This window comes from Pseudomonas sp. SMN11 (assembly GCF_052041945.1).
Lineage (GTDB): Bacteria > Pseudomonadota > Gammaproteobacteria > Pseudomonadales > Pseudomonadaceae > Aquipseudomonas.
Map to the genome: position 1 here is coordinate 132,988 of NZ_JBKGGW010000002.1, position 23,486 is coordinate 156,473.

Below are 23,486 nucleotides of genomic sequence, written 5' to 3' on the forward strand. Positions count from 1 at the left end.
GAGGATGGAGGTCCAGACAATACTCAAACGAATTTAGACGGTCAATACCTATTAGTATTGATCGTATGAGCGGTGTGGTTAGAAGATTTCCAGCTTGGAGACCACGACTCCGCAGATCGATGCATCTTCGGGTAGCTCGATAATCGGATCAGGCCAAGATGGGTTCAGCGGCTTCAAAAACCTCCGCGACCCCTCTAGAACCAGTTGTTTAAAGGTCGCTTCCTTGCTGTCGGCAAGCTTGGCAATAACCAGCGATCCGTTCTCGTAGTCCTTGTTCGGATCGACAAAAATGATGTCGCCATCAAGGAATGAGCGCCTCTCATGGGGGTTGTACATCGATAGGCCTCGCACCCTCAGCGCAAAGGTCGCGCTGCTGTGTGATACCGCGCAAGGTAGCCAGTTTTCTACGTCCTGCAGTTCGAGCACATCTTGCATTTCACACCACGTTCCCGCCTGCACCCAAGAAATCAGCGGGACGAATCCGCGAATACGTGGACCTGGTTCGATGTTGGAGTTCGGGCCGGTCACGATGTCAGGCGCTTCTCCGCCTTTCCAAAGCCACTCGCTGGTCACACCCAGGGCTTTCGCCAGCTTTTCTACGTTTGCCTGGCGTGGGCTTGCCGAAGTCCCGGTGAGGATACGGTGGATAGTCGGCTGCGGTACCCCTGAGCGTCTTCCTAATTCCCCTTCGGACCACTCCAGTTCATGCATTCGCTGTGCTACGCGCTTTCCTATCACGGCCTTTGCTCTGATTCGTTTACGTATCGGAATTGTATTGCTCTGTTTAATTCGTTTGGGTATTATCATTCCAATTCGATAACGCATCGGTGGGTGCAATGACCATTCAAGAGATGCTTCAAAAGCTGATTGATCTGGGGTTTTCGCAACGTGCGATCGCAGATCGGGTTGGCGTTACGCAGCCAACTATCTATCGAGCCACAAAAGGCGCAGCCGTCCGCTATGAGGTGGGTAAGGCTATTGAGCTGTTCTATGAAGAGCAAAAAAAGGTTGCTGAAAAGCAGCAAAAGTAAGGACTGCTGAGCTGAGGCCTCTCACCACAAGATCCCTCAGCTCAGCGAGCGCGGCGCAAAAGCGCCGTTGTACCCGCCATCCGGTTGCCTCTCACCACAAGAATCGCCGGATGACTAGAACCGCGTGAAATGCCCGCACAGCACGCAAAGCACAACACACCGGTCGTATTCACAGGATAGGACGTTGAAAGCCCTGTGACTACACCGTAAACCGAGGATTTACGGTTATGAGTCGCGTTGATCTATTGCCGGACGCCGGTCCGGTCCTCGCATTGCGGCAGGCGCTCTATCGCGCTGGTCGCGACTATCACGGCGGCATCACGAAGCTGGCCTTCGATATGGTCATGGATGTGGATGCCCTGCAGAAGAAACTTCACCCCACCGAAGAGCGGCGCTGGCCCAGCCCGGACGAGATAGAAGAGATCGTCCGCTGGACCGCTGATCCACGGCTGCTTGATGCGCTCGTGCGCCCTGCAGGTGCCGTCTGGTACCGGCCGGAGCCAGTCCCAGCAACCAATGAAGCGCTGCAGGCGGTAGCGAAGCTGCTTGAGGAGTCCAGCGAGTTTGTCGGTACCTTGCACGACGGCGCCGCTGACAACGTGTGGACGGCTGCCGAAGTGCTCGACCTTGAGCAGCGCGGCATGGATGTGATCCGCCAGGTGTTGGCCATCATGGCGGGTGCTCGTCAGGCCATGGAGGACGAAGCTCATGGCTGATGTGATCGATGTGGCCAATGACCAGGCCGACTACCACCTACAGGTGGCGCTTCAGCGCCGCGTTCGCCCAGCGACTAAGCCGAGCGCGCAGTTCTGCGAAGACTGCGATGAACCAATCCCGGAGGTGCGACAGCAACTGGTGGCGGGGTGCGAAACTTGCATCAGCTGCCAGGAACTGCGGGAGCGCCGCAGATGAGCGAGCGCCCAACCTCTACCACAGCTGATTGGGCGCGGCGGTACATTGAAGCCTTCGATCTCGCCTTGGTTCCGATTGAACCAGGTGAGAAGGGGCCGAAGGATACCGGCTGGAACAAGCCAGGTGGCTATTTCACGGACGCCTCAAAGGCTGAAGCGTTTTGGACTGCGAGCCCGAATCACAACCTCGGTGTTGTGCTCGGGCCGAGTCGTGTCTGTTCGCTGGACGTTGATGATGTTGAGCTGACCCGGCAGGTACTGCAGCAGACGCTTGGGCTCGATGTTGACGCACTCGCTGACGCGTATCCGACCTCTGTGGGCAACCCCGAACGAGTCCGCGTGATGTTCCGCGTCCCTGAGGGCGTGGAACTGAGTCGCCACGCCCTGGTTTGGCCAAACAAGAACGACCCTGATGGCACCATCTACAAAGGGCTCATGTTGCAAGTGAAGGCTGCCATGGACGAGGGCGACGCCGGCCGAGAAGCGGCTTTCCGCATGGCTGCTGAGCCCTTCAAGAAAGTGACGGTTTTCGAGCTGCGGGGCGGCCTGGTGCAGGACGTCCTGCCACCATCCATTCACCCAGGCACTCGTAAACCCTACACGTGGCGTACCGCGCCGAATGCAGACGGTTTGCCAGAGTTGCCGGCCGACTTGTTGGCCATCTGGCAGGATTGGGATGAGTTCAAGCCGAAAGGGGAGGCTGTTTGCCCTTGGAAGCCGAAGGCGGTAATGCCTGCCCCCGTGGCTCGTCCCTTGGCCAAGTCGTTGCCAGCTGCAGCTCGATCTGGTGATCGGCTCCCCGAGGTCATCCCAGAGTTCAATCGCGTCCATGACATTGCCATGATGATTGAAGCGCACGGATACAAGCGCATGGACGGAAAGTGGTTGAGCCCACACAGCAGCTCAGGGCTGCCCGGTGTGACGATCAAGGATGGCAAGCTTTACTCGCATCACACCTCTGATCCGCTTGCGAATGGACACAAGAACGATGCCTTCGATGTGTTCTGCATTCTGATGCACGACGGCGACCAGAAGGCTGCGACCAGGGCTGCTGCTCAGATCCTCGGTATTGACGCGAAGTCCCGCCCACCTGCTCCGCCTCCATTGGGTGAGCTTCCCCGTACCCCATCGGTGGTCGAGCAGGCCGCGCAGACTCCAGTCGTCGGCAGCGATGACGAGCATCTTCCCCACGCCCCATCGGACGTTGAAGCGCCCAGTTCGGCCGCCTCCTCGGCCTCCGGGGGGGAGGGGGCGGATGGTCTGGTGCTGAAGAGCGCCATGCGTCGATTCGCCCTGGTTGAGGGCTCCACTAACGTGTGGGATCTCGACAAAGGCCAGTCGATGAAGCGCGCCGGGTTCGAGGCGCTGGTTGGCAAGCCGCTCGCCAAGCAGTGGATGGAGCGGACAGACAAAAAGCTGATGTCGCTCGACCAAGTGAAAGAGCTGGAGCAGGTTAAAAGGTTGGCGGCTAAGAAGGGCGGCGCCCTGAAGCTGGACCCCATTGAGCGGTACGTCTACATCGACGGCACCAAGGATGTCTGGGATCGGGAGAAGAAGCGCCGTATCCCTGAAGGCGCGGTCAAGATGGCCTTGGGTGACGAATACAAGTGGTGGCTGAACAGCCAGGATCGACGTGTTGTCGACGTGGATCACATCGTGTTCGATCCGACCATGACCAAAGATCCGGCCATCTATATCAACACTTTCGAGGGTTTGCCGCTCGAGCCCGTGCGTGATGACGCGGCCTGCGAGAATTTGCGTTGGCTGATTTCATTCCTGTGCAACCACGACGAGGAGGCGCTGGAATGGCTCGTCAAGTGGCTGGCTTACCCGTTGCAGCACATGGGCGCGAAGATGGACACGGCAATCCTGTTCCACTCCACCATGGAGGGCTCAGGCAAAAGCCTCATGTTCGCGGACGTTATGGGCGAGCTGTATGGCCAGTATGGTGCGACCGTCGGGCAGACGCAGTTGGAAGGCAGTTTCAACGCCTGGCAGAGCCGCAAGCTGTGGGCAGTGTTTGAAGAGGTTGTCAGCCGCGACCAGCGTTACAACCAGGTAGGCAAGATCAAACACATGATCACTGGCAAGACGGTGCGCATGGAGTCGAAGTTCATCAACGGTTGGGAAGAGGCCAACCATATGAACTCGGCGTTCCTCAGCAACGAGATCATGCCGTGGCCGATCAGCGAAGACGACCGGCGGATGCTGGTGATGTGGCCCCTTGAGACATTACCGCCGGAGCGCCAGAAGGCTATCAGCCGGGAATTGGCAAATGGTGGAGTGGCTGCCTTGTACGGCTGGCTGCTTGATGTCGAGCTGGGAGAGTTCAACCAGCGCACGCGACCACCCAAGACCGAGGCTCGTCAGCGCCTGGTCGAATTGAGCCGCACTGCTTGGCAGACTTTCTTCTATCTCTGGCGTGCCGGTGAGTTGGGGCACGGCCTGTGGGGCTGCGCGCTGACCAGCGATGTGTACGCCATGTTTGCCGAGTGGTGCTCGCACAACCGGGAAGGCGTGATGAGCCAGACGAAGTTCTCGCTGATGCTCAGCGCGAAGGTTGAGAAGACCCGCGCCATCCCCTGGACCGATGGCAATAACCGGCGATTCGCCGCGTTCTTCTTTCCTGACGATGGTGATCCTTCCCTGCCCCCATCCATGAAGTCGGCCGAGCTGGGCAAGAACGTCGTGGAGTGGCGTGCCAGGGCGAAATTGGCTGGCTGGAACGTTGATGGCTGGGACCACGTGAAGAGGGTGCTTGCGGCATGACTACCTCTATTTGTGTGTTGGGTGTGTTGGGTTTGTGTCGGGTTGCATTAGTCTACCCAACACAGTCGGATTGCCCGAATCCATTGGCTTGCGCGGGTGGTGTGTTGGGTGTGTTGGGTTTGTCCACGCACGCGCGCGTGCGCGTAATTTTTTGCACTGCCATCAACGAAGAAAAAAAACTCTATGCGAGAACCAATAAACCCAACAAACCCAACACACTCAACACACTTTCATCTAATCAACTGATTTCATTGGGTTTTATTTGTGTTGGGTTTGTGTCGGGTCTTGGAAATGTGTGTTGGGTGCAGGTTTGGGGGGAATGGCGATGAGCATGGATCAAGAAGTGGGTCTCCTACTGCGGGTCACGCAGCACCAGATCGATATGGCAGAGCTTATTGATCCTGCCGAGCGCCTGCGCCTGGTGGGCGAACTGATGCATCACTGGGGAGAACAGCGTCGCCTGGTTGGGCTTAAGGCGAGTCTGGGTAGCCAGATGGGGACAATCATGGAATGGAAGGGGGCTGCGCCTCGCGGTGGCGTGTCGGGTCATCGCATTCTGGTTGCCGGCGCTGGCATGGATCACTCAGCGGCAGAAGTGGATGCTGCTGTCATCCAGCTGGGGCGGCGGGACAAACGCGGGGAAACGCTGGCCAAGCTGGGAGAGATGCGTTACGTCCTGGGCTTCACCATTCGGGAGCAAATGAGGGCGGTTGGGTTGGCGGAAGATGCAGATCGTACCTACCGCAACTGGATAAAAGCCCTGCATCTGCAGGTGTTTGCCATCCTTTCTGCCCGCGCTGGTCGCGTCCGGCAGCAAACCGTTCGTCGGGTGACTATGCGCCGAGCGTGCGCCGAAGGTGCGCCGAAGTAGCGTCGAAGCGGATAACCGAAAACAGCCCCTTTTCGGTTTTTCCGGTGACCTGTAAAAAGTCCCCACGATGTGAAAAGTGCGCTTAGGCGCTGACCCAACAAGCACTGTGCTGTGCAACCCGCCCCGACCTGTCGGTGCATCGAGAACCCTGCCAACCGGCGGGGTTTTCTTTTTCCGGCGCCGTGCTTTGCCAATGAGGCTTACATGAACAGCGAGCAACAAGCGTTAGCCGAGCTGCCAATCTGGATGGTGATTGTGCTGTCCCTGGTCGGCGGTGTGTCGGGAGAGATGTGGCGGGCCGATAAAGCAGGTGCTCGGGGGTGGGGGCTGGTTCGCCGGTTGGCATTGCGGTCTGGTGCCTGCGTCACCTGCGGGCTTTCCACCAACATGCTGCTGTACGCCCTTGGTGTTTCGGTCTGGTCTGCAGCTGCTGTCGGATGCCTGACCGCGATGGCCGGCGCCGATGTGGCGATCAACCTCTATGAGCGCTGGGCCGCCAAGCGGCTGGGCATCGAGCAGGTGCCGCCCCAGGCCGGCGAGCCGGGGCAGTGACCCGACCGGCAGCCCCGGCAGGCCCGGGGACCCTGGCGATATGGGCGGGGTACGGGACCGGGAACCCGCGGTTCTTTGTTAGCGGGAGGTTCACCAGCTTAGTGAACTGCTGTGAACTGGTTAACCCCCTGAATTCATTGGGTGAACTGGACCTTTCGACATGACATACCTGACGAAATCGGAGTTCGCCGCCCGGCATGGATGGTCGAAATCCTACGTTTCCAAACTGGCTAAGCAGGAACGCTTGGTGCTGACCGACGAGGGCAAGGTCGACGTCGGAGCCACGGAGCTGCTGCTGGCTGAATCCGCCGATCCAAGCAAGGCGGCTGTCGCTGCGCGGCATGAGGAAGGTCGAGTCGAGCGAGATGTTCGAAGCCAGCTCCAGCCCGGCCCCGGCCCATCGGCGGTGCTTCAGCCGGATCTGGCGCCCGGCGGGGCTCACAACTTCCAGAAGGCCAAGGCTCATCGCGAGTTCTACCTCGCCCAGTTGGCTGAGGCCGAGTTCAACAAGGTCCAAGGCACATTGGTCGAGCGCAAAGCGGTGGAGGATGCGGCGTATTCAGCGGGCCGTATGCTCCGCGACCAGTTCTTCGGGCTCGCTCCGCAGCTCGCAGCTGAGCTGGCGGGGATGAGTGACCCGTGGGATATCGAGAAGCACCTCGCCAGCACCTTCCGCCGCGTTTTCACCGAGGTCACCAAGATGAGCGACGCCGACCTCAACCAAGCCATTACACAGAGCTGAGCCTATGCCCACCGGATACGCAGACGGTGCCGAGGTGTACCGCGAAGCGTATTGCCGAGGCCTGACGCCTGACCCCGAGTTGTGGGTTGATGAATGGGCGGACGAGTACATGCGGATCCCGCGTGATACCGGCGCCGCCGAACCTGGCAAGTACCGCACCGCCCGTACACCGTATGCCCGTGAACCCATGCGCTGCCTGTCACCTGCGCACCCGTGCAAGCGGGTGGTGACCAAGGTGGCCTCGCAGTTGATGAAGACGCAGATCGCCCTGAACTGGATCGGCGCGCTGATCCACATGGCCCCATCCAACATCCTGACGCTGCTGCCCAGCCTGGGCCTGGCCAAGCGAGTGTCATCGCGGATTGGCAAGACGATCGATGCAACGCCCGAACTCAAGGCACGCGTGGCGGCTAACCGGTCCAGGGATGCCCGCAACACCATGGACACCAAAGAGTTCGAAGGTGGCACGCTCTACGCCACCACAGCGGGCTCGGCTGCCAACCTGTCAGAGCTGTCGGCTCGGTATATCTACGGCGATGAGGTCGACCGATGGGATGTCGACGTCGACCAAGAGGGCGATGGCATCAAGCTGGCTGAGGCGCGTGGCAGTACCTTCGGCCGCAACGCCAAGTTCTATTTCTCCAGCTCCCCGCTCATCAAGGGGGCTTCACGTATCGATGACCTGTTCATGATGGGGGATCAGCGGCACTACTACGTGCCATGCCCGACCTGTGGGCACATGCAAGTCCTAAAGTGGGAGCGCCTGCTGTACTCGCCAGACTTCAGCAGGGTGCACTACCAGTGCGAGGGCGCTGAGTGTGACGTGCTGATCGAGGAACACCACAAGTCCGAGATGTTGGCCAAAGGCGAGTGGCGCGCCCATGCTCAGGGTGACGGGGAAACAGTGAGCTTCCACCTCAACGCGCTCTACGCCCCGCTGGGTTGGCATTCCTGGGCGACCTTGGCACGTGAGTTCGAAGAGGCCAAGCGCTCTCAGGACCGCGGTGACCTGGAAGCCATGCAGGTGTTCTACAACACCCGCTTGGCAGAAGTCTGGGACAGTGCGCTCGAGCAGACCAAAGCCGAGGTGCTGCAGGCTCGTGCGCTGCAAGAGGACTACGTGCTCGGCACCTTGCCTGTTGGAGCGCTTGCCTTGACGGCCTCCGTGGACGTCCAGGCTAACCGCCTGGAGCTGATGGTGATGGCCTGGGGCACCGGCATGGAGCGCTGGGTGGTTGATCATCAGGTGATCCCCGGCGATCCGGCCGATGAGCGTACCTGGTCAGTGTTGGACGAGCGGCTGAAAGTCCGGTATCGACATCCCTGTGGCGTGAGCCTCGGGATTCTGGCGACCGGTATCGACTCCGGCGGTCACCACACGCACGAGGTCTACCAGTTCTCCCGTGTCCGCCGCTGGCGCAACATATTCGCCCTTAAGGGCGCGAGCAAGCCGGGACGACCCGTGATCGCCCAGCGTCCGTCGCAGGTGGATGTCACTTGGAAGGGTCAAACGGAACGCAATGGTGCGGAGCTGTGGATCGTCGGTACCGACACGGCAAAGGACTGGATCTACAACCGCTACAGCTTCGACAAAGGGCCTGGGGCGCTGCACTTCGCCAAGGACCTGCCCGACGAGTTCTTCCAGCAGTGCGTGGCCGAGCGAAAGGTCGCTCGCTACGTGAAGGGCTACAAGCGGATTGAATGGGTCAAGGGCAAGGCCGAGCGCAACGAAGCACTCGACCTGATGGTGTACAACCTGGCCATGGCCAACTTCCTCGGACTGCACCGCTATGGCGAACAGGACTGGGACAGGCTTCGGCAGGCGCTCGCGCAGGCCAACCTGTTTGAGCAGAGTGAAACGGAGCCAGCCCGGCCCCTGGCCAGTGAGCCCCACACCGATGACCAGGATGAAGAGGGCGCCTCGCCGCAACCTGCGCCAATCCCGGTCACACGTAACGATCCGCCAACGCCGCCGCCGTCGGTTCAACGATCCGCATCCCAACCCACGCAACGCCGCAGCTCCAGCAGCGGCTATCTGAAGAGACGCTAACATGGCCTACACAAAAGCACACCTCGACGCTGTCGAGCGGGCGATTGCGCGCGGTGAAAAGATCGTTCGCTACTCAGACCGCACTGTCGAGTACCGGACGGTGGATGAGCTGATCAAGGCTCGCGATCTGATCCGCACTGAACTGGTGGCAGCCGCTGGGCCACGTTCGCGGGTGACCCGCATCTACCATGGGGGCAAGGGGCTGTGAGCGGCCGCTACCTAACCCTGGGTCGCTCGGGAATTTTGGTGCCCGAACGGATCAAGGCCAGCTACGAAGGCGCTGCTGAGGGGCGGCGCTCATCCGGTTGGGATGCGCCGGACACCGGTGCCAACAGCCTGATCATGCCGGCCTTGCGAAACTTGCGCTCCCGCTCCCGCAGTGCGGTGCGCAATGACCCCTATGCCGCGAATGTCATCGACAAGCGCGTCAGCAACCTGATCGGCACTGGCATCACCCCGCACCCGCGATTGCTCGACAAGGCGTTGCGCAAGGCGATGCAGGAACTGTGGGAGGACTGGGTAGATGAGGCCGACGCCGATCAGCTCACGGACTTTTACGGGCTACAGGCCCTGGTGGCGCGCACCGTTGAGCAGTCGGGTGAATGCTTCATCCGGCTGAGGCCGCGCCGGCTGGAAGATGGCTACGCGGTACCGCTGCAGTTGCAGTGTTTGGCACCGGAGTTCGTCCCCCATGACAAGTTCGAGCTGACCCGGTTCGGCAACGTGATCCGGGCGGGAATCGAGTTCAACGGCATGGGCCGTCGCGTGGCGTACTGGTGCTACCGCAACCATCCCAGCGACAAGTCTTCGCTCAACGTTGGCTACAACCAGTTGGTGCGAATCCCTGCAGAGCAGATGCTGCACGTCTTCGAGCCCTTGGAGCCTGGGCAGTTGCGCGGCGTTCCGCGCTTGGCACCCGTCTTGAAGCGCTTGCGCAGCCTGGACAACTTCGATGATGCGGTTTTGTTCAGGCAAGAGGTGGCCAACCTTTTCGCTGGCTTTGTGCGCAAGCCTGCTCCCGATGGCCCTCCGCAACTGGATCCTCTCACCGGTGCGCCGGTCAGGCTCGACCGGGATGGCTTCACCCCCATGGTGGGACTGGAGCCCGGCACGATGCAGGAGCTGCTCCCTGGTGAGCAGGTCGAGTTCTCGGATCCGCCGGACGCCGGCAACAACTACCCCGACTTCATGCGGCAGCAACTGATGGCTGCAGCGGCAGGCTCGGGGCTGCCCTATGAGCTGATGACGGGTGACATGCAGGGAGTAAATGACCGGGCGATCCGCGTGGTGCTGAACGAGTTCCGGCGTCGACTGGAGCAGCTGCAGTTCCAGGTCTACGTCCATCAGCTGTGTCGACCAGTGCGCAAGGCCTGGCTGGACATGGCCGTGCTCTCTGGTGCTTTGGATCTGCCGGACTATTCGCAGCGCCGTCGCGAGTACCAGCGCACCCGCTGGGTGCCACAGGGGTGGGCGTACATCCACCCGGTTCAAGACGTTCAGTCGCGCAGCATGGAAATCGCCGCAGGCTTCGCGTCTCGCAGCGAGGTGTGCCTTCGCAACGGTACCGACTCCGAGGTGGTTGACGAAGAGAATGCCGCCGACATTGCCCGGGCCAAGGCCTTGGGCCTCAACTACAGCAGCCTGCCTGCCATCGAGGATGATCCCGATGAGCCCGGCGAGAAGGGGAAGATATGAAACAGCCGATGCCGATCCGCATCTTCAACAAGGTACCGGCGGTGCCGACAGTCGATGACCAGCACTGGTACAAAATTACTGCTGCCGTTAAGGCGGAAGGCGCTGACGAGGCCGAGCCAGCCCCCATCGAGGTCTACGTCTATGGGGAGATTGGTGGCTGGGGTATCTCGGCCAACCAGTTTATTCAGGATCTCAAGGCGGTAGACGACGGCGTATCGCCGGTAGTGGTGGCGTTCAACACCAATGGCGGCGACCTGTTCGAAGGGCTTGCCATTCACAACGCGCTGAACCGTCTGGGTGAGCGTTGCACCGGTCGTGTCGATGCCTTGGCCGCCAGCGCAGGCAGCGTAGCGGTGTGCGGCGCCCACCGGGTCGTGATGGCGTCGAATGCAATCCTGATGATCCATAACCCCTACACCTGGGCCGGCGGTGACGCCGAGGAGCTGCGGCGTGTGGCCGATGTTTTGGACACGGCCTTCGAGGTGATCATCGCTGCCTACAAGGCCAAGGCGCCGGGCATTGATGAAGCCGAGCTGCGCCGTATGGTCAACGATGAAACCTGGTTGACTGCCCAAGAGGCGCTCAAGCTGGGCTTGGCTGATGAGGTTGGCAATGGCCTCCAGGTGCGGGCCTGCTTAGGTCAGGGCAACACGATGGCGCGCTATAAGAACACCCCGCAAGCGCTGCTGGATCAGCTGGAGCCCGATGCTGAACCACCAGCAGATGATCCCGCAGCTCCACTTGAGCCGCCTGCGGCAAAACCAGCCGATGCCACAGCGCTTGCCTTGATGATCACCCAGGCCTGCGCCAAGTCGGGAATCAGCAACCTGGTGGCGCCGCTGATCGCCTCTACCAAACTGACCAGTCAGACCGAAGTGGAGGCTGCGTTGAAGCGGGCAACTGACGTGCACAGCCTGTGCATTGCGGCACGTTTGCCAGAGTTGACAGCTGAGTTTGTGAAGGCTGGCCTGGAACCCGACGCCGTCCGTGCAAGGCTGTTCGAGAAGGTGGTCGGTACTGGGAAAGGCATCGAGATCGACAACAGCCTGCCCCCGGCCGACGACGACCCGGAGCGGGTCAAGGCGCAGCTGCCCAACCCTTCCAATATCTGGGCTGCCCGCCGGCAGGCCGCCAACAAAGGAGCACGACCATGAGCATTATCCAGCATGAGCCAGTCCATCCAGGTGAGTTCTTGCTTTCCGAAGGGCCGGGCAAGATCTCCCGCGAAGCCATCAACGTTGCCGCGGGCTCGGCCCTGGTTGCTGGCCAGATACTCGGTCTGCATACCGCCAGCGGTGAATTCGTCCCGTACAACCCAACTGCAGAGGATGGCAGTGAAACTGCCGTGTGCATCCTCTTCGCCTCCCTCGGGGAATCTGAAACTGTTCGCCGAGGCCGCGCCGTAGTGCGCTTGGCGGAGGTCACGGAGGCCTTGCTGACTGGCCTCGACCTTGATGCTGAAAAGGCCTTGGCAGCGCACTTCATCATCGTACGCTGACCCTCTCAAACCTTCTAACCAAACCCCGCCCTGAGCGGGGTTCTTACTTTCTGGAGTACCCCTATGGCTGATATCGCCATTTTCCAAGATGACGCTTTTGGCGTTGCTGCCCTGACCGCCGCCATCAACGAGCAGGAATATGTGCCAGGTCGTCTGGCGGCCCTCGGGCTGTTCCGTGAGGAAGGCGTCACAACCCTGACCGTTCAGCTCGAAAAAGACGGCGATACGCTCGCCCTCGTACCTGCCGGGGAGCGCGGTACCTCCGGCCTGGTGGTCGGTGGTAGCAAGCGCAGCCTGATCCCGTTCAACACCATCCACCTGCCGCAGCGTTTCTCGATCAAGGCGGACGAGATCCAGGGCATCCGGGCATTCGGCAGTTTGACCGAATTGCAAGCTGTGCAGGGTGTAGTCAACAAGCGGCTGGCCAAGGCACGGAGCCAACTGGACGCCACCCATGAGTACCACCGTATGGGTGCGATCAACGGCCAGGTGCTCGACTCCAACGGCACTACGGTGCTGCTGGACATCTACAAGACCTTTGGCGTCGCCCAACAGAAGCAATCGATGGGCCTCAACGATTTGAACGCTAATGTCCAGGTGCAGTGCGTAGATGCGCTGGACCTTCAAGAGGAGGCGTTGGGCAACGTCACCACCACGGGATCGCGTGCCTTCTGTGGCAAGACGTTCTGGAAGAAGCTGATCGCCCACCCGTCGATTGTCGAAACCTACAAGGGCAGCCAGCAGGCCGCCGCGCTGCGGGGCGACGGCCGTGAGTCCTTTGAGTTCGGCGGCATCAGCTGGGAGCGGTATCGCGGCAAGGTGGGCGGCAAGGCGTATGTACCCGACGACGAGGCGCGCCTGGTTCCAGAGGGTGTGTCCGACTTGTTCCTCTCGATCTACGCCCCGGCGGACTACATCGAGACCGTCAACACCGAAGGGCTGCCGTATTACAGCAAGATTGAGGAGATGCGCTTCGGCAAAGGTGTCGACGGCGAAGCGCAGTCGAACCCACTGCACATCTGCACCCGTCCCCGCGCTGTCATCCGCCTGATTCTCTGATCATGGCTTTCCGAGACCTGGTCGACGACGTGGACGACGTCGTGTTCGATGTCCTCGGGGATTCGGCGAAGATCGATGGCCGTCCGGTCGTTGGGATGTTCTCGGCGCCCTGGCTGCAGCCCAAGCTTGGCCAGATCAGAACCGCGCTGCGTGAGCCTCACCTGGTCATCCGGGTGGGCGACAACGCAGGTGTCGAGGTGAAGCAGCGGGTTGTGATCGACCTGCCGCCAGAGGACGGTGGCGGCACCTATACCATCGCCGGTATTGAGCCGGGTGGCGATGGCCTTGTAACGCTGATTCTGAGGAAGGCGGTATGAGTGTTGGTAGCTATCACAAGCAGTCTTCCAGCAGCGGGTTGATCTCGCTGCAGCTGGATCCCCAGGGCGTTAATGGATTCGACGAATTCACCAGGCTGTTCCCCAAAGCGGCTCAGGCTGCCCAGCGGCGGGCTATCAACAAGACGCTGCGCTGGCTTCGAACGCACATCGCCCGCGATGTAGGCAAACAGGAGCGCATCGCAATCGCAGCGGTGAGGCAGCGACTCAGGGCATTCCCGGTGTCTGGCAATGGTCAGGGCAAGCTCTGGTTCGGCATCAATCCCATCGAATCCAGTCGAGCCGGGCGGCCGCGGCAGAACCGGACAGGGGTGTCGGTGGCGGGCCGCAAATACCAGGGCGCGTTCTTCAAAACGGTGTACGGCGGCAAGCCGGATATCTGGATCCGTACCGCGAGTAAGCATTTCGATGCCGATGACTATCCAGAAAGCGAGGTGTCAGGGGGCGGGGGCCGTCGCTCTGGTTGGATCTCAGAGAACGACAGTCGCTTCCCGCTGGCGAAGGCGAAGATCTCACTGGAGGATGTCAGACCCCACTTCGAACAATGGACCAATCGCGCTCATGAGCGTCTGGTGACCGTGATGGAGCAAGAGTTGAACTTTGAACTGCAGAAGTATCTTCGGAGGTCGGGCAATGGATGATGATCCCATTCCTCTAAGCCAGGTGTATGCGGCCATGGAGCAGCACATCATGAAGGCCATTCCTGGCCTTCAGTATGTTGGCACCATGCCGAGCGGTATTGAGGTGGTACCGCCGCCTGCGGTTGTCCTTGAGCTGGCAGGCTTTGAGAGTGCTGATCAGGACCCTGGTACCGGGCAGGCGGCGGTAGATGCCCGCTTCGAGGCTCGCGTTCTGGTTCCAGGGGAGGATGAAAACTGCCTGCAGGTAGCAGCCTTCGTGGCGGCTCAGTTGGCTGTCCTGCTGCGCATGCAGTCCTGGGGTTTGCCGTTCGGGTTTGCTGAGTTTTTGCGAGCAGAGCGTGACTGGAGCCGCCCCGAGTTGGATAGCTTTGCGGTATGGGTAGTCGAGTGGACGCAGGTCATTTACCTGGGCGAGGAAGAGTGGCCGTGGCCAAGGGAGCCCGGCCCGGTTGTGTTCGGCTTCGACCCGCAGACCGGCGCCGAGCACGAAGGGGACTACAAGGCGCCCGAGGACATGGCATGAGCTACGTATCAGCGCAGCATGACCGCATGTTGGCCTGTGTGGTGATTCCTTGCCGGGTGGTCGCGGTCGACCTGGCGGCCGCCATGGTGCGGGTATCCGATGGTGGCGATTGGACGAGCGCCTGGGTGCGCTGGCACGCCGTCGCAGCCGGCAAGGCTCGCCATTGGCGCTCGCCGAGCCTGGGCGAGCAGGGTGTGCTGGTCAGCCCGAGCGGTGAACCCGCCCAAGGCACTTTCGTTCCAGGGCTGTACGGGGATGCCGGTACCCAGCCGGACAACCGCGACCACGTCGAGGTTTGGCGATTCGATGATGGCGGCTCGCTGATCTACGACTGGCAGGCCAAGAGCTACACCATCACGCTCCCCAGCGGCACCGCCACGGTCAAGGTCGGCGGTACCGAAGTCGTGGTGACCGACAACGCTATTACCGCCAAGTCGGGCACCGTCGACATCACGGGGGCCGTCAGGATCACCGGTACGCTGGTGGTCACCGGCGACATAAATGGCGGCGGGCGGATCATCGACACTGCCGGCAACACGGCCAACCACAAACACTGACAGCCCGCCCCGAGCGGGCTTTTTCTTGCCCGGAGGGGCGTATGAGTACCAAGAAAATCGTTGCTGCGCCCAGTGTGGCGGCAGGCGTGACCTTTCGCGACAAGACCCACACCTCCCGATCCTTGTTCATGCCGGGCGGCCGCGAGCTGAAGGTGGTCAGCGGCCACCTGGCGCTGCAGGACGGAGACGACGAGGCCCTGGCCTATATGGACCGCCGCCGCGACTTCGAGCGACCCGCCCAAGTGGAGTAACCCATGATCGGAATGGATCGCCGTACAGGCAAGCAGCTGTCCGGTCAGGCCCATCTGCGGCAGTCCATCGAAGACATCCTGACCACTCCGCTCGGCTCCCGTCGTATGCGGCCTGAGTACGGCAGCAGCCTGCGCCGCTACGTCGACCTGCCCGTGAATGACGGCTGGAAAAGCGCGGTACAGGCCGAGGTCGCCCGCGCCCTGGGCCGCTGGGAACCCCGCTTGGAGTTGGAGCGGGTCAAGGTGGTGTCGGTCGTGGGTGGGCAGATCACCATGGAGCTGTCCGGGGTGTACCTGGGCGACAACACGGTACTGGAGGTAAGCGCATGACCACGGATTTAACCGCGCTGCCGGCGCCGGCGGTGCTGGAGTCGCTGGACTTTGAAGACACCTATCAGGCGGAGCTCGCGACCTTCAAGACCCTGATGGAGGCGAGCGGCCAAGAGTGGTCGGCGCCGCTGGAGAGTGACCCGGTCACCAAGCTGATCGAGCTGGGCACCTATCGTCGCCTGCTCAACCGGGGGCGGGTCAACGATGCCGCCAAGGCGCTGCTGCTGGCATATGCCACGGGGTCGGACCTTGATCAGCTGGCCGCCAACGTCAGTCTGCAGCGCCTGGTGGTGCAGGCCGAGGACTTGGCCGCAGTGCCGCCGGTGGCGGCCGTGCTCGAGGAGGACGACGCCCTGCGCGAGCGGGTGCAGCTCGTCTATGAGGGGCTGACCACGGCCGGCCCGCGCAACAGCTACATCCTGCATGCGCGCAACGCCTCGGGCCTGGTGGCGGACGCCACGGCCGAAAGCCCGTCGCCGGCGACGGTGGTCGTGACGGTGCTGTCGCTGGAGGGTAACGGAACGGCTCCGGCCGAGTTGCTCGACACGGTGTCGGCTTACTTGAACGACGACGACGTGCGCCCGGTGGCGGATCGGCTGACGGTGCAGAGCGCCCAGGTGCTGCCGTACCGGATCGACGCCAAGGTCTACATGGTCACCAACGGCCCGGAGAACGAGGCCATTCTGGCGTCGTGCCGGGAGCGCTTGCTGGCGTGGATCAACCCCCGGCGGCGCCTGGGCATCGAGGTGGCCCGGTCCGGCATTGACGCCCAGTTGCACATCAGCGGGGTTTCCCGGGTTGAGTTGACCGGCTGGGTGGATATCAAGCCCAGCAAGGCCCAGGCGGCCTGGTGTGAGGGCTTCACCGTTGTGCGGGGTACGTGATGGCCAGCCTGCTCCCGAACAACAGCACGCCGCTGGAGCGCGCGGTGGAGGGCGCCGACGCTGAGTCAACCGCGATCACCCTGCGCACCTTGTACAACCCCGACACCTGTCCGGCGCACATGCTGTACCAGCTGGCCTGGGCCTGGTCGGTCGACCGCTGGGACGATGGTTGGACCGAGGCCGTCAAGCGCTCGGTGATCAAGTCGTCGTTCTACATCCACAAGCACAAGGGAACCATCGGCGCGCTGCGCCGGGTGGTCGAGCCGTTCGGCTACCTGATCGAGGTGGTCGAGTGGTGGAACATGACCCCGGTGGGCGTGGCCGGCACCTTCGCGCTTAAGGTCGGAGTCTCCGACACCGGTATCAGCGATGACACCTACCGCGAGTTGTCCGCGCTGCTGGACGACGCCCGGCCGGTGAGCCGGCACATGGTCGGCCTGGAAATCAGCCTGGAAACCAAGGGCCGCATCTACCTGGGCGCGAGCCTGAGCGAGGGCGACATTCTCGACGTGTACCCGCCGCCGCAGCGCGTCATCGAGGTCATTGGCGTGATTGGGCGCGGTGGCCGTGAAACCACAATTGACACATTGGAAATCAAGCATGGTTGATCAGAATTCGCAGTTTTTCGCGATTCTCACGAACGTGGGGGCCGCGAAGCAGGCCAACGCCGATGCCCTGGGCATTGCCTGGAAGATCACGCAGATGGCGGTTGGCGACGCCAACGGCACCGACCCGACGCCCAACCCAGCGCAGAAGGCGCTGATCAATGAGTGGCGCCGGGCGCCGCTCAATCAGCTCAAGGTCGACGACAACGACGCGTCGATCATCGTTGCCGAGCAGGTCATTCCGGCCGATATCGGCGGCAAGTGGATCAGGGAAATCGGCCTGTACGACGCCGATGGCGACCTGGTTGCGGTGGCCAACTGCGCGCCGACCTACAAGCCGGTACTGTCGCAGGGTTCGGGCCGCACCCAGGTGCTGCGCATGAGCCTGGTGGTCAGCAATGCCGCCAACGTGCAGCTCAAGATTGACCCGAGCGTGGTGCTGGCCACCCGCGAGTGGGTCACCGAGGAACTGGCCCGTCAGGACTTCAAGCACTCGGTGCTGGCGGCCACCACGGCCAATATCACCTTGAGCGGCCTGCAGACCATTGATGGTGTGGCACTGACGGCCGGTGCGCGGGTGCTGGTGAAGAACCAGACGGCGGCCAAGGACAACGGCCTCTATACGGTAGTGTCGGGCGCGGCCTGGACCCGCTGCGACGATGCCAACAGCAGCGCCAAGGTGACCCCCGGTTTGCTCGTCCTGGTCGAGCGAGGTACGGCCAACAGCGACAGCGCCTGGCAACTGGTCACAGACGCGCCAATCTCCCTGGGTGTAACTGCCCTGACGTTCGAAATGGCCTTCGGACGCACCGGCGTGGCCGCTGGCACTTACCGCAGCGTACAGGTCGACAAGTACGGCCGTGTTGTGGCGGCGAGCAACCCCACCACGGTGGCCGGCTACGGCATCACCGACGTATACACCAAGGGGGAAACTTTCACCAAAACCGAGGTGACATCGGCAATTACCACTGCTGTGGCAACGGCTGTTGCCGGCCTGGTCGACTCGTCGCCGGGGGCCTTGGATACGCTCAAGGAGCTGGCGGCAGCGATTGGCAACGATGCCAATTTTGCTACCACCATGGTCAATGAACTGGCTAAAAAGGCGCCGCTGATTTCGGCCAAGCTGACGGGGGTGCCGGAAGCCCCAACTGCGCCAGTGGGGACCAATACCCCGCAGATTGCAACGATGGCGGCGATCCTGCAGGCGCTGGCAGCATTTGGCATCGGCACGTCGATCATTCCGATGACCGACAACGTCAATAACCTGGTAGAGGGCGGCTTGTTCCGCACCACCAATGCCACCTTGAACATCCCGGTGGCGGCGAGCGGCTGCGGTATCCATATCCCGTTCGGTGGCGGGCCAGCCCTGCAGGTGTGGGGCATCCTGTCCGCTGGCACTGGGGCGCGGTTGTTCTGGCGTGCCTCTGCCAGCAATAACTGGTCTGACTGGAACGAGGTCACCAAGCTGAACTCCCCGGCGCTGACCGGTAACCCGACGGCGCCGACCCAGGCGGTCGGCGACAACGACACCAGCATAGCCACCACGGCATTCGTTCAAGCGGCGCTGTCAGCATTTGGTATCGGCTCCGGCAAGACGGCTTATGTCAGCGATTTGAACGCCTTGAAAGGCACCTCTTTCTTTGGCGCTAACCAACTGGCCACGGGTGCACCGGATAACGGTGGTGCCTATGACGCCATTGGCTGGCAGGTCGAGGTGAGTGGCCAGCGGACTCAGTTCCTGGTGACCTCGGGCATGCGCGTGCAGATCCGCACGGACGACAGCAACGACTACGCCGGTTTTGATGCCTGGGGCGACCTGGCCACCCTTGATGCGTTGAATGCGCTCTCATCGAGCATCGCGCTGCAGCTGGCGGCCAAAGCGCCTTTGGCGTCTCCCGCGCTGACCGGTACGCCGACGGCGCCGACGGCGACGAAAGGCACCAACAACACGCAGCTGGCGACCACCGCGTTTGTGCAGGCGGCATTGTCCGCATTGGTTGATGCCGCGCCTGGTGCGCTGGATACGCTGAAAGAGCTGGCTGATGCTCTGGGGAATGATCCGAACTTTGCCGGCAGCATGATCAGCAAGCTGGCGGAGAAGGCGCCGCTAGCCTCGCCGAAGCTGACAGGTACCCCCGAGGCGCCTACTGCTGCAGTCGGCACCAACACGCCACAGATCGCCACAATGGCGGCGATCTTGCAGGCGCTTGCAGCGGTCGGACTTGGCACCATTCAGGCGCCGCTCTGTGCTGACGTGGATGCCCAGGCAACCAGCGGGTTCTTTTATGTGAGCACTGCGGCGTCGGTGAACATGCCGTATGCCAACAACGGTTTCTTGCTGCAGTTCCCTTGGAATGGCTCATCTGCTGCGTTGCAGATTTACGTGGCAGCGTCAGCCAGTGTGATCAAGTGGCGAACCAAGAGCAGCAACGCCTGGCGTAATTGGAATGATTTCGCGCGCCTGGACTCGCCGGATTTCACGGGCAATCCGCAGGCACCGACGCCGGCCTACAGCGATAACAGTAGATCCTTGGCGACCACGGCATTTGTGAATGCGCTGCTTGGGGCGTATGGGGTAACCGGTGGGCAAAGTTCGCGCCCGGCCGACCTCAACGCGGTGCGCGGGTTCAGGTCGTTTGGCTTCACGCACCTGACCCCTGGCGGCCCGGCGGGCTCAGGAGCCTATGACGCGGTCGGCTTGCAGTTGGAGTCGTTCGGGCAGCGTACCCAGTTCGCGGTTGTGGCCGGCGGGCGGGTGCATGTCCGTACGGACGACAGCGACGATGCCAGTGGCTTTGCTGACTGGGTAGATCTGGCAACCGTAGCTGATGTGAGTGCAGCGGCCGCCGCCAGCACGCCGCCCGGCATGGTTGGTCACTTTGCGCTAAGTGCGCCTCCGGCTGGATGGCTAAAGCGTAACGGAGCTGCCTATTCCCGCACGGTTTATGCTGCTTTGTTCGCGGCCATCGGCACTCAATTCGGTGCTGGTGACGGTTCCACTACGTTCAATGTGCCGGATGACCGGGAGTTGTTTGATCGGGCTTGGACGGATGGTGCCAACACATACGACACCGGCCGTGCGCTGTTCTCGACGCAGAGCAGTCAAAACCTCTCGCACAACCACACGGTAACCATTGGCGCCGCCGGCTCTCACTACCACACGACCACCTTTGCGCGGGAGCGTATCTCGGCCGGGATGGTGGATACGGGCGGCAACGCGGTGTTGGGTGACTACATCGGCGACGGCACTCAGCCGCAGGATTCCAGTACCGCGCCTAACCACACCCACACCGCCAGCGTTAGCTACAACGGCGGTTTGGATGCACGACCATCTAACCGGGCCTACCTGGCCTGTATCAAGTATTGAGGTTTTCATGGCTGACCAAATTGGCAATAGCGCCGAGGCGCAATCGGATTCTGATCCATTTTCCGGGCTGTCATGGTGGAAGCATCCCGACGTAGTCGCGCCGATGGTGTGCCATGTACACCGTGGCACTGGTGAGTTTGTGGGCGTGTCGGAGGCCGATCCTAGCCCGCTGGAGCCTGGTGTTTGGGTTTCTCCAGCGAGTGCGTATCGCATCGAGCCGCCCGAGATTGGCGTGGGTTTCGCTGCCCTGATCAACCGTGACAGTAACGGCTGGGAGCTGGTCGCCGACCATCGCGGCGCTACGGTGTACAGCACCGACACCGGCGAGCCGCGCTTGTGGCAGGCCTTGGGTGACCTACCCGAAGGTTACACGCTGCAGGCTCCGGCGACGGAGTTCGACACCTGGGAGGACGAGCAATGGGTGCCGGATGAGGCGGCCATGGCTGAGGCGGCGCGTCAGGTGGCGTACCGCAAGCAGGCGCTGGCCAATCAGTACGCCACCGGCCGCATCAACACGCTGCAGGATGCCGTCGACCTCAAGATGGCCAGCGAGGCCGAGGCCAATGCACTCACTGCCTGGAAAGTGTACCGCGTCGAGCTGAGCCGCTTGGATATCACCACCACGGCGCCGAAAGAGGAAGATTGGCCGAGCAGTCCCAACGACGAAGCGCTAGCCGCCTGGCTGGCTTCGCAAACCGAATAAGCGCCCCGCACTGACGGGGCGTTTTCTTTTCCGCTGTACCCCAAGGCCCCGCATGCGGGGCTTTCTCATCTCTGGAGAATGGTTTTATGAGTGGTTTTTTCCACGGCGTTACCGTAACGAACGTTGACACCGGCGCGCGCAGCATCGCCTTGCCGTCGTCCTCGATCATTGGCCTGGTCGACACCTTCACCCCCGGCGCTGACGCCACCGCCAAGGCCAACGACTTGGTACTGATCACCAGTGAGCGCGAAGCGGTAGCGGCGTTTGGCCCCGCCTCGGCAATCACCAAGGCCTGCCAAGCCATCTTCACTCGCGCCAAGGCGGTGATCGTGGCGTGTGGTGTGGCCAAGCTGACGGATGCGGCCGAGCAGACCTCGGCGATCATCGGCGGTGTACTGGCCGACGGCACCCGTACCGGCCTGCAGGCGCTGCTCGATGGCAAAAGCCGGTTCAATGCCCAGCCGCGCCTGCTGGTGACCCCCAAGCATAGCGCAACTCAGGCGGTCGGCACGGCGCTGGTGGCCTTGGCTGACAAGCTGCGCGGTATTGCCATCATCGACGGTCCCAACACCACCGACGAGGCGGCCACCGCTTACGCGGCCGGCTTCGGTGCCAAGCGCGCCTTCCTGGTCGATCCCGGTGTGAAGTATTGGGACACGACCACCAGCGCGACGGTGGACGCCCCCAGCTCGGCCTGGGTTGCCGGTCTGTTCGCCTGGACTGATAGCGAATACGGCTTCTGGGCCTCGCCATCGAACAAGGAGTTTGTCGGCATCACCGGCACCGGTCGCCCAATCGAGTTCCTCGACGGCGACGAGACCTGCCGGGCCAACCTGCTGAACAACGCCAACATCGCGACCATCATCCGCGACGACGGCTACCGCCTGTGGGGCAACCGCACGTTGTCGAGCGATGCGAAATGGGCGTTCGTCACCCGCGTGCGCACCATGGATATCGTCATGGACGCGATCCTGTACGGCCACAAGTGGGCGGTCGACCGCTCGATCACTGCGACCTACGTCAAGGACGTGACCGAGGGCCTGCAGAACTTCATGCGCGACCTGAAAGCCCAGGGCGCCATCATCAACTTCGAGGTGTACGCCGACACCGAGCTGAACACCGCCAGCCAGCTGGAGCAGGGCAAGGTGTACTGGAACATCCGGTTCACCGACGTGCCCCCAGCCGAAAACCCGAATTTCCGCGTGGAAGTCACCAACCAGTGGCTGACCGAAGTCCTCGACACCGCCGCTTAAGGAGCGCACCGACATGGCAATGATTCCCGAAACCCTGGCCAACCTGAACCTGTTCGTCGACGGCGTCAGCTTCCAGGGCGATGTGCCCAGCCTGACCCTGCCCAAACTCACCCTGAAGATGGAAGAACACCGCCCCGGCGGCATGGACATCCCTGTCGAGCTGGACATGGGCATGGAGAAGCTGGAGGCAAGCTTCACGACCACCGGTGTGCGGCGCGAGGCGCTGAAGTTCTTCGGCCTGGCCGATGGCACCGCCTTCAACGGCACGTTCCGCGGCGCCTTCAAGGGCCTCAAGGGCGCTATCAAGCCGGTCGTGGTCACCCTGCGCGGCACCTTGAAGGAAATCGACATGGGCGACTGGAAGCCCGGCGACAAGGCCGAGATCAAGCACGGCATCAGCCCGACTTACTACAAGCTCGAGGTCGACGGCCGGATGATCTATGAGATCGATGCCCTGGGCATGAAGCGCGTCATTAATGGCGTCGACCAGTTGGCCGCTCAGCGCTCCGCCCTCGGCCTGTAATCCCCTCCCAACATAAGGAAAGCGAATCATGACCAAACCACTGCCACCGCTGCCAAAGTTTCTCCACCTCGACGCTGCCCGTGTCACCGTCACACTGAGCAAGCCCACTGAGCTCAACGGTGTCGAGACTGACAAGATCAGCCTGCGCGCCCCGACCGTGCGTGATATCCGATCTGCGTCGACCACGGCCAACGGCGACGAAGAACAGGCCGAGCTGAACCTGTTCGCCAGCCTCGCCGAGGTCAGCAGCAAAGATCTGGAAGGCATGGCGCTCAAGGACTACACCCGCCTGCAGACTGGGTACTTTCGCCTGGTGCACGACGACGGGGTTTGACG

Annotated in this window: 28 protein-coding genes and 1 pseudogene; 28 read left to right on the forward strand and 1 reads right to left on the reverse strand. The window is 61.9% G+C overall.

Annotated elements, in window-relative coordinates; translation table 11 throughout:
• Positions 1 to 78 precede the first annotated feature (78 nt).
• Positions 79 to 738, reverse strand: coding sequence for a LexA family protein (locus ACLEJU_RS02725; RefSeq protein WP_372240427.1), 660 nt, complete (start codon positions 736 to 738; stop codon positions 79 to 81).
• Positions 739 to 836: 98 nt separating this feature from the next.
• Here ACLEJU_RS02725 and ACLEJU_RS02730 point away from each other — a divergent pair, with 98 nt between their 5' ends.
• The 28 genes and pseudogenes from ACLEJU_RS02730 (at position 837) to ACLEJU_RS02865 (ending at position 23,484) form a co-directional block, all read left to right on the forward strand.
• Entirely contained in the window at positions 837 to 1,031 is a 195-nt protein-coding gene (locus tag ACLEJU_RS02730) for a helix-turn-helix domain-containing protein (protein WP_132846508.1), read from the forward strand.
• Positions 1,032 to 1,258: 227 nt separating this feature from the next.
• On the forward strand, positions 1,259 to 1,747 hold the full coding sequence (locus ACLEJU_RS02735) for a phage regulatory CII family protein (protein ID WP_110631375.1): 489 nt from the start codon (positions 1,259 to 1,261) through the stop codon (positions 1,745 to 1,747).
• On the forward strand, positions 1,740 to 1,943 hold the full coding sequence (locus ACLEJU_RS02740) for a TraR/DksA C4-type zinc finger protein (protein WP_132846510.1): 204 nt from the start codon (positions 1,740 to 1,742) through the stop codon (positions 1,941 to 1,943). Before ACLEJU_RS02735 ends, ACLEJU_RS02740 begins: the two co-directional genes overlap by 8 nt.
• Positions 1,940 to 4,711, forward strand: a complete 2,772-nt coding sequence (locus ACLEJU_RS02745; RefSeq protein WP_435422461.1) for a bifunctional DNA primase/polymerase — start codon at positions 1,940 to 1,942, stop codon at positions 4,709 to 4,711. Before ACLEJU_RS02740 ends, ACLEJU_RS02745 begins: the two co-directional genes overlap by 4 nt.
• On the forward strand, positions 4,708 to 5,040 hold the full coding sequence (locus ACLEJU_RS02750; RefSeq protein ID WP_435422460.1) for a hypothetical protein: 333 nt from the start codon (positions 4,708 to 4,710) through the stop codon (positions 5,038 to 5,040). Before ACLEJU_RS02745 ends, ACLEJU_RS02750 begins: the two co-directional genes overlap by 4 nt.
• A gap of 2 nt (positions 5,041 to 5,042) precedes the next feature.
• A complete protein-coding gene (locus ACLEJU_RS02755; RefSeq protein WP_435422459.1) occupies positions 5,043 to 5,582 on the forward strand; it encodes a hypothetical protein in 540 nt (179 codons plus the stop codon).
• 204 nt (positions 5,583 to 5,786) lie between these two features.
• On the forward strand, positions 5,787 to 6,134 hold the full coding sequence (locus tag ACLEJU_RS02760; protein ID WP_435422458.1) for a phage holin family protein: 348 nt from the start codon (positions 5,787 to 5,789) through the stop codon (positions 6,132 to 6,134).
• 160 nt (positions 6,135 to 6,294) lie between these two features.
• Complete coding sequence (locus ACLEJU_RS02765; RefSeq protein WP_435422457.1) at positions 6,295 to 6,876, forward strand: terminase small subunit; 582 nt, start codon at positions 6,295 to 6,297, stop codon at positions 6,874 to 6,876.
• A gap of 4 nt (positions 6,877 to 6,880) precedes the next feature.
• Entirely contained in the window at positions 6,881 to 8,926 is a 2,046-nt protein-coding gene (locus ACLEJU_RS02770; RefSeq protein ID WP_435422456.1) for a phage terminase large subunit family protein, read from the forward strand.
• A 1-nt stretch (position 8,927) separates the two neighbouring features.
• Positions 8,928 to 9,134, forward strand: a complete 207-nt coding sequence (locus tag ACLEJU_RS02775; protein ID WP_435422455.1) for a phage head-tail joining protein — start codon at positions 8,928 to 8,930, stop codon at positions 9,132 to 9,134.
• Positions 9,131 to 10,621, forward strand: a complete 1,491-nt coding sequence (locus ACLEJU_RS02780; protein WP_435422454.1) for a phage portal protein — start codon at positions 9,131 to 9,133, stop codon at positions 10,619 to 10,621. The genes ACLEJU_RS02775 and ACLEJU_RS02780 overlap by 4 nt, the downstream gene beginning before the upstream one ends.
• Positions 10,618 to 11,775 (forward strand): head maturation protease, ClpP-related, encoded by a 1,158-nt coding sequence (locus ACLEJU_RS02785; RefSeq protein ID WP_435422453.1) that lies wholly within the window; start codon positions 10,618 to 10,620, stop codon positions 11,773 to 11,775. The genes ACLEJU_RS02780 and ACLEJU_RS02785 overlap by 4 nt, the downstream gene beginning before the upstream one ends.
• Positions 11,772 to 12,119 carry a head decoration protein gene (locus ACLEJU_RS02790; RefSeq protein WP_435422452.1) on the forward strand — a complete coding sequence of 116 codons (348 nt, stop codon included), beginning with the start codon at positions 11,772 to 11,774 and terminating at the stop codon, positions 12,117 to 12,119. The genes ACLEJU_RS02785 and ACLEJU_RS02790 overlap by 4 nt, the downstream gene beginning before the upstream one ends.
• A gap of 63 nt (positions 12,120 to 12,182) precedes the next feature.
• Positions 12,183 to 13,178, forward strand: a complete 996-nt coding sequence (locus ACLEJU_RS02795) for a major capsid protein (protein WP_435422451.1) — start codon at positions 12,183 to 12,185, stop codon at positions 13,176 to 13,178.
• Between the two features lie 2 nt (positions 13,179 to 13,180).
• Complete coding sequence (locus ACLEJU_RS02800; protein WP_435422450.1) at positions 13,181 to 13,495, forward strand: head-tail joining protein; 315 nt, start codon at positions 13,181 to 13,183, stop codon at positions 13,493 to 13,495.
• Positions 13,492 to 14,154: a hypothetical protein gene (locus ACLEJU_RS02805; protein ID WP_435422449.1), complete on the forward strand. Its 663-nt coding sequence runs from the start codon at positions 13,492 to 13,494 to the stop codon at positions 14,152 to 14,154. Before ACLEJU_RS02800 ends, ACLEJU_RS02805 begins: the two co-directional genes overlap by 4 nt.
• On the forward strand, positions 14,147 to 14,677 hold the full coding sequence (locus ACLEJU_RS02810; RefSeq protein WP_435422448.1) for a hypothetical protein: 531 nt from the start codon (positions 14,147 to 14,149) through the stop codon (positions 14,675 to 14,677). The genes ACLEJU_RS02805 and ACLEJU_RS02810 overlap by 8 nt, the downstream gene beginning before the upstream one ends.
• On the forward strand, positions 14,674 to 15,234 hold the full coding sequence (locus ACLEJU_RS02815) for a phage baseplate assembly protein V (RefSeq protein WP_435422447.1): 561 nt from the start codon (positions 14,674 to 14,676) through the stop codon (positions 15,232 to 15,234). Before ACLEJU_RS02810 ends, ACLEJU_RS02815 begins: the two co-directional genes overlap by 4 nt.
• Before the next feature lie 41 nt (positions 15,235 to 15,275).
• Positions 15,276 to 15,485, forward strand: coding sequence for a hypothetical protein (locus ACLEJU_RS02820; RefSeq protein WP_435422446.1), 210 nt, complete (start codon positions 15,276 to 15,278; stop codon positions 15,483 to 15,485).
• Positions 15,486 to 15,488: 3 nt separating this feature from the next.
• Complete coding sequence (locus ACLEJU_RS02825; protein WP_435422445.1) at positions 15,489 to 15,815, forward strand: GPW/gp25 family protein; 327 nt, start codon at positions 15,489 to 15,491, stop codon at positions 15,813 to 15,815.
• Positions 15,812 to 16,699: a baseplate assembly protein gene (locus tag ACLEJU_RS02830; protein ID WP_435422444.1), complete on the forward strand. Its 888-nt coding sequence runs from the start codon at positions 15,812 to 15,814 to the stop codon at positions 16,697 to 16,699. Before ACLEJU_RS02825 ends, ACLEJU_RS02830 begins: the two co-directional genes overlap by 4 nt.
• Positions 16,699 to 17,307 carry a phage tail protein I gene (locus ACLEJU_RS02835; protein ID WP_435422443.1) on the forward strand — a complete coding sequence of 203 codons (609 nt, stop codon included), beginning with the start codon at positions 16,699 to 16,701 and terminating at the stop codon, positions 17,305 to 17,307. Before ACLEJU_RS02830 ends, ACLEJU_RS02835 begins: the two co-directional genes overlap by 1 nt.
• Positions 17,300 to 18,383: pseudogene (locus ACLEJU_RS02840) on the forward strand (phage tail protein); the annotation flags it as partial. The gene ACLEJU_RS02835 and the pseudogene ACLEJU_RS02840, both read left to right, overlap by 8 nt.
• Before the next feature lie 1,787 nt (positions 18,384 to 20,170).
• Positions 20,171 to 20,671: a phage tail protein gene (locus tag ACLEJU_RS02845; RefSeq protein WP_440776672.1), complete on the forward strand. Its 501-nt coding sequence runs from the start codon at positions 20,171 to 20,173 to the stop codon at positions 20,669 to 20,671.
• Between the two features lie 7 nt (positions 20,672 to 20,678).
• On the forward strand, positions 20,679 to 21,374 hold the full coding sequence (locus ACLEJU_RS02850) for a tail fiber assembly protein (protein ID WP_435422442.1): 696 nt from the start codon (positions 20,679 to 20,681) through the stop codon (positions 21,372 to 21,374).
• 86 nt (positions 21,375 to 21,460) lie between these two features.
• Positions 21,461 to 22,627 (forward strand): phage tail sheath subtilisin-like domain-containing protein, encoded by a 1,167-nt coding sequence (locus tag ACLEJU_RS02855; protein ID WP_435422441.1) that lies wholly within the window; start codon positions 21,461 to 21,463, stop codon positions 22,625 to 22,627.
• Between the two features lie 13 nt (positions 22,628 to 22,640).
• A complete protein-coding gene (locus ACLEJU_RS02860) occupies positions 22,641 to 23,150 on the forward strand; it encodes a phage major tail tube protein (RefSeq protein WP_435422440.1) in 510 nt (169 codons plus the stop codon).
• A gap of 28 nt (positions 23,151 to 23,178) precedes the next feature.
• Entirely contained in the window at positions 23,179 to 23,484 is a 306-nt protein-coding gene (locus tag ACLEJU_RS02865) for a phage tail assembly protein (RefSeq protein WP_435422439.1), read from the forward strand.
• Positions 23,485 to 23,486 lie beyond the last annotated feature (2 nt).

Bases quoted from the DNA above. Each gene is read 5' to 3' on its own strand.
- ACLEJU_RS02770 (WP_435422456.1), top strand. From the start codon at position 6,881: ATGCCCACCGGATACGCAGACGGTGCCGAGGTGTACCGCGAAGCGTAT.
- ACLEJU_RS02745 (WP_435422461.1), top strand. From the start codon at position 1,940: ATGAGCGAGCGCCCAACCTCTACCACAGCTGATTGGGCGCGGCGGTAC.
- ACLEJU_RS02825 (WP_435422445.1), top strand. From the start codon at position 15,489: ATGATCGGAATGGATCGCCGTACAGGCAAGCAGCTGTCCGGTCAGGCC.
- ACLEJU_RS02760 (WP_435422458.1), top strand. From the start codon at position 5,787: ATGAACAGCGAGCAACAAGCGTTAGCCGAGCTGCCAATCTGGATGGTG.
- ACLEJU_RS02735 (WP_110631375.1), top strand. From the start codon at position 1,259: ATGAGTCGCGTTGATCTATTGCCGGACGCCGGTCCGGTCCTCGCATTG.
- ACLEJU_RS02805 (WP_435422449.1), top strand. From the start codon at position 13,492: ATGAGTGTTGGTAGCTATCACAAGCAGTCTTCCAGCAGCGGGTTGATC.
- ACLEJU_RS02815 (WP_435422447.1), top strand. From the start codon at position 14,674: ATGAGCTACGTATCAGCGCAGCATGACCGCATGTTGGCCTGTGTGGTG.
- ACLEJU_RS02830 (WP_435422444.1), top strand. From the start codon at position 15,812: ATGACCACGGATTTAACCGCGCTGCCGGCGCCGGCGGTGCTGGAGTCG.
- ACLEJU_RS02795 (WP_435422451.1), top strand. From the start codon at position 12,183: ATGGCTGATATCGCCATTTTCCAAGATGACGCTTTTGGCGTTGCTGCC.
- ACLEJU_RS02835 (WP_435422443.1), top strand. From the start codon at position 16,699: ATGGCCAGCCTGCTCCCGAACAACAGCACGCCGCTGGAGCGCGCGGTG.
- ACLEJU_RS02740 (WP_132846510.1), top strand. From the start codon at position 1,740: ATGGCTGATGTGATCGATGTGGCCAATGACCAGGCCGACTACCACCTA.
- ACLEJU_RS02820 (WP_435422446.1), top strand. From the start codon at position 15,276: ATGAGTACCAAGAAAATCGTTGCTGCGCCCAGTGTGGCGGCAGGCGTG.
- ACLEJU_RS02775 (WP_435422455.1), top strand. From the start codon at position 8,928: ATGGCCTACACAAAAGCACACCTCGACGCTGTCGAGCGGGCGATTGCG.
- ACLEJU_RS02755 (WP_435422459.1), top strand. From the start codon at position 5,043: ATGGATCAAGAAGTGGGTCTCCTACTGCGGGTCACGCAGCACCAGATC.
- ACLEJU_RS02750 (WP_435422460.1), top strand. From the start codon at position 4,708: ATGACTACCTCTATTTGTGTGTTGGGTGTGTTGGGTTTGTGTCGGGTT.
- ACLEJU_RS02810 (WP_435422448.1), top strand. From the start codon at position 14,147: ATGGATGATGATCCCATTCCTCTAAGCCAGGTGTATGCGGCCATGGAG.
- ACLEJU_RS02800 (WP_435422450.1), top strand. From the start codon at position 13,181: ATGGCTTTCCGAGACCTGGTCGACGACGTGGACGACGTCGTGTTCGAT.
- ACLEJU_RS02765 (WP_435422457.1), top strand. From the start codon at position 6,295: ATGACATACCTGACGAAATCGGAGTTCGCCGCCCGGCATGGATGGTCG.
- ACLEJU_RS02850 (WP_435422442.1), top strand. From the start codon at position 20,679: ATGGCTGACCAAATTGGCAATAGCGCCGAGGCGCAATCGGATTCTGAT.
- ACLEJU_RS02865 (WP_435422439.1), top strand. From the start codon at position 23,179: ATGACCAAACCACTGCCACCGCTGCCAAAGTTTCTCCACCTCGACGCT.
- ACLEJU_RS02845 (WP_440776672.1), top strand. From the start codon at position 20,171: ATGGTTGGTCACTTTGCGCTAAGTGCGCCTCCGGCTGGATGGCTAAAG.
- ACLEJU_RS02785 (WP_435422453.1), top strand. From the start codon at position 10,618: ATGAAACAGCCGATGCCGATCCGCATCTTCAACAAGGTACCGGCGGTG.
- ACLEJU_RS02730 (WP_132846508.1), top strand. From the start codon at position 837: ATGACCATTCAAGAGATGCTTCAAAAGCTGATTGATCTGGGGTTTTCG.
- ACLEJU_RS02860 (WP_435422440.1), top strand. From the start codon at position 22,641: ATGGCAATGATTCCCGAAACCCTGGCCAACCTGAACCTGTTCGTCGAC.
- ACLEJU_RS02855 (WP_435422441.1), top strand. From the start codon at position 21,461: ATGAGTGGTTTTTTCCACGGCGTTACCGTAACGAACGTTGACACCGGC.
- ACLEJU_RS02790 (WP_435422452.1), top strand. From the start codon at position 11,772: ATGAGCATTATCCAGCATGAGCCAGTCCATCCAGGTGAGTTCTTGCTT.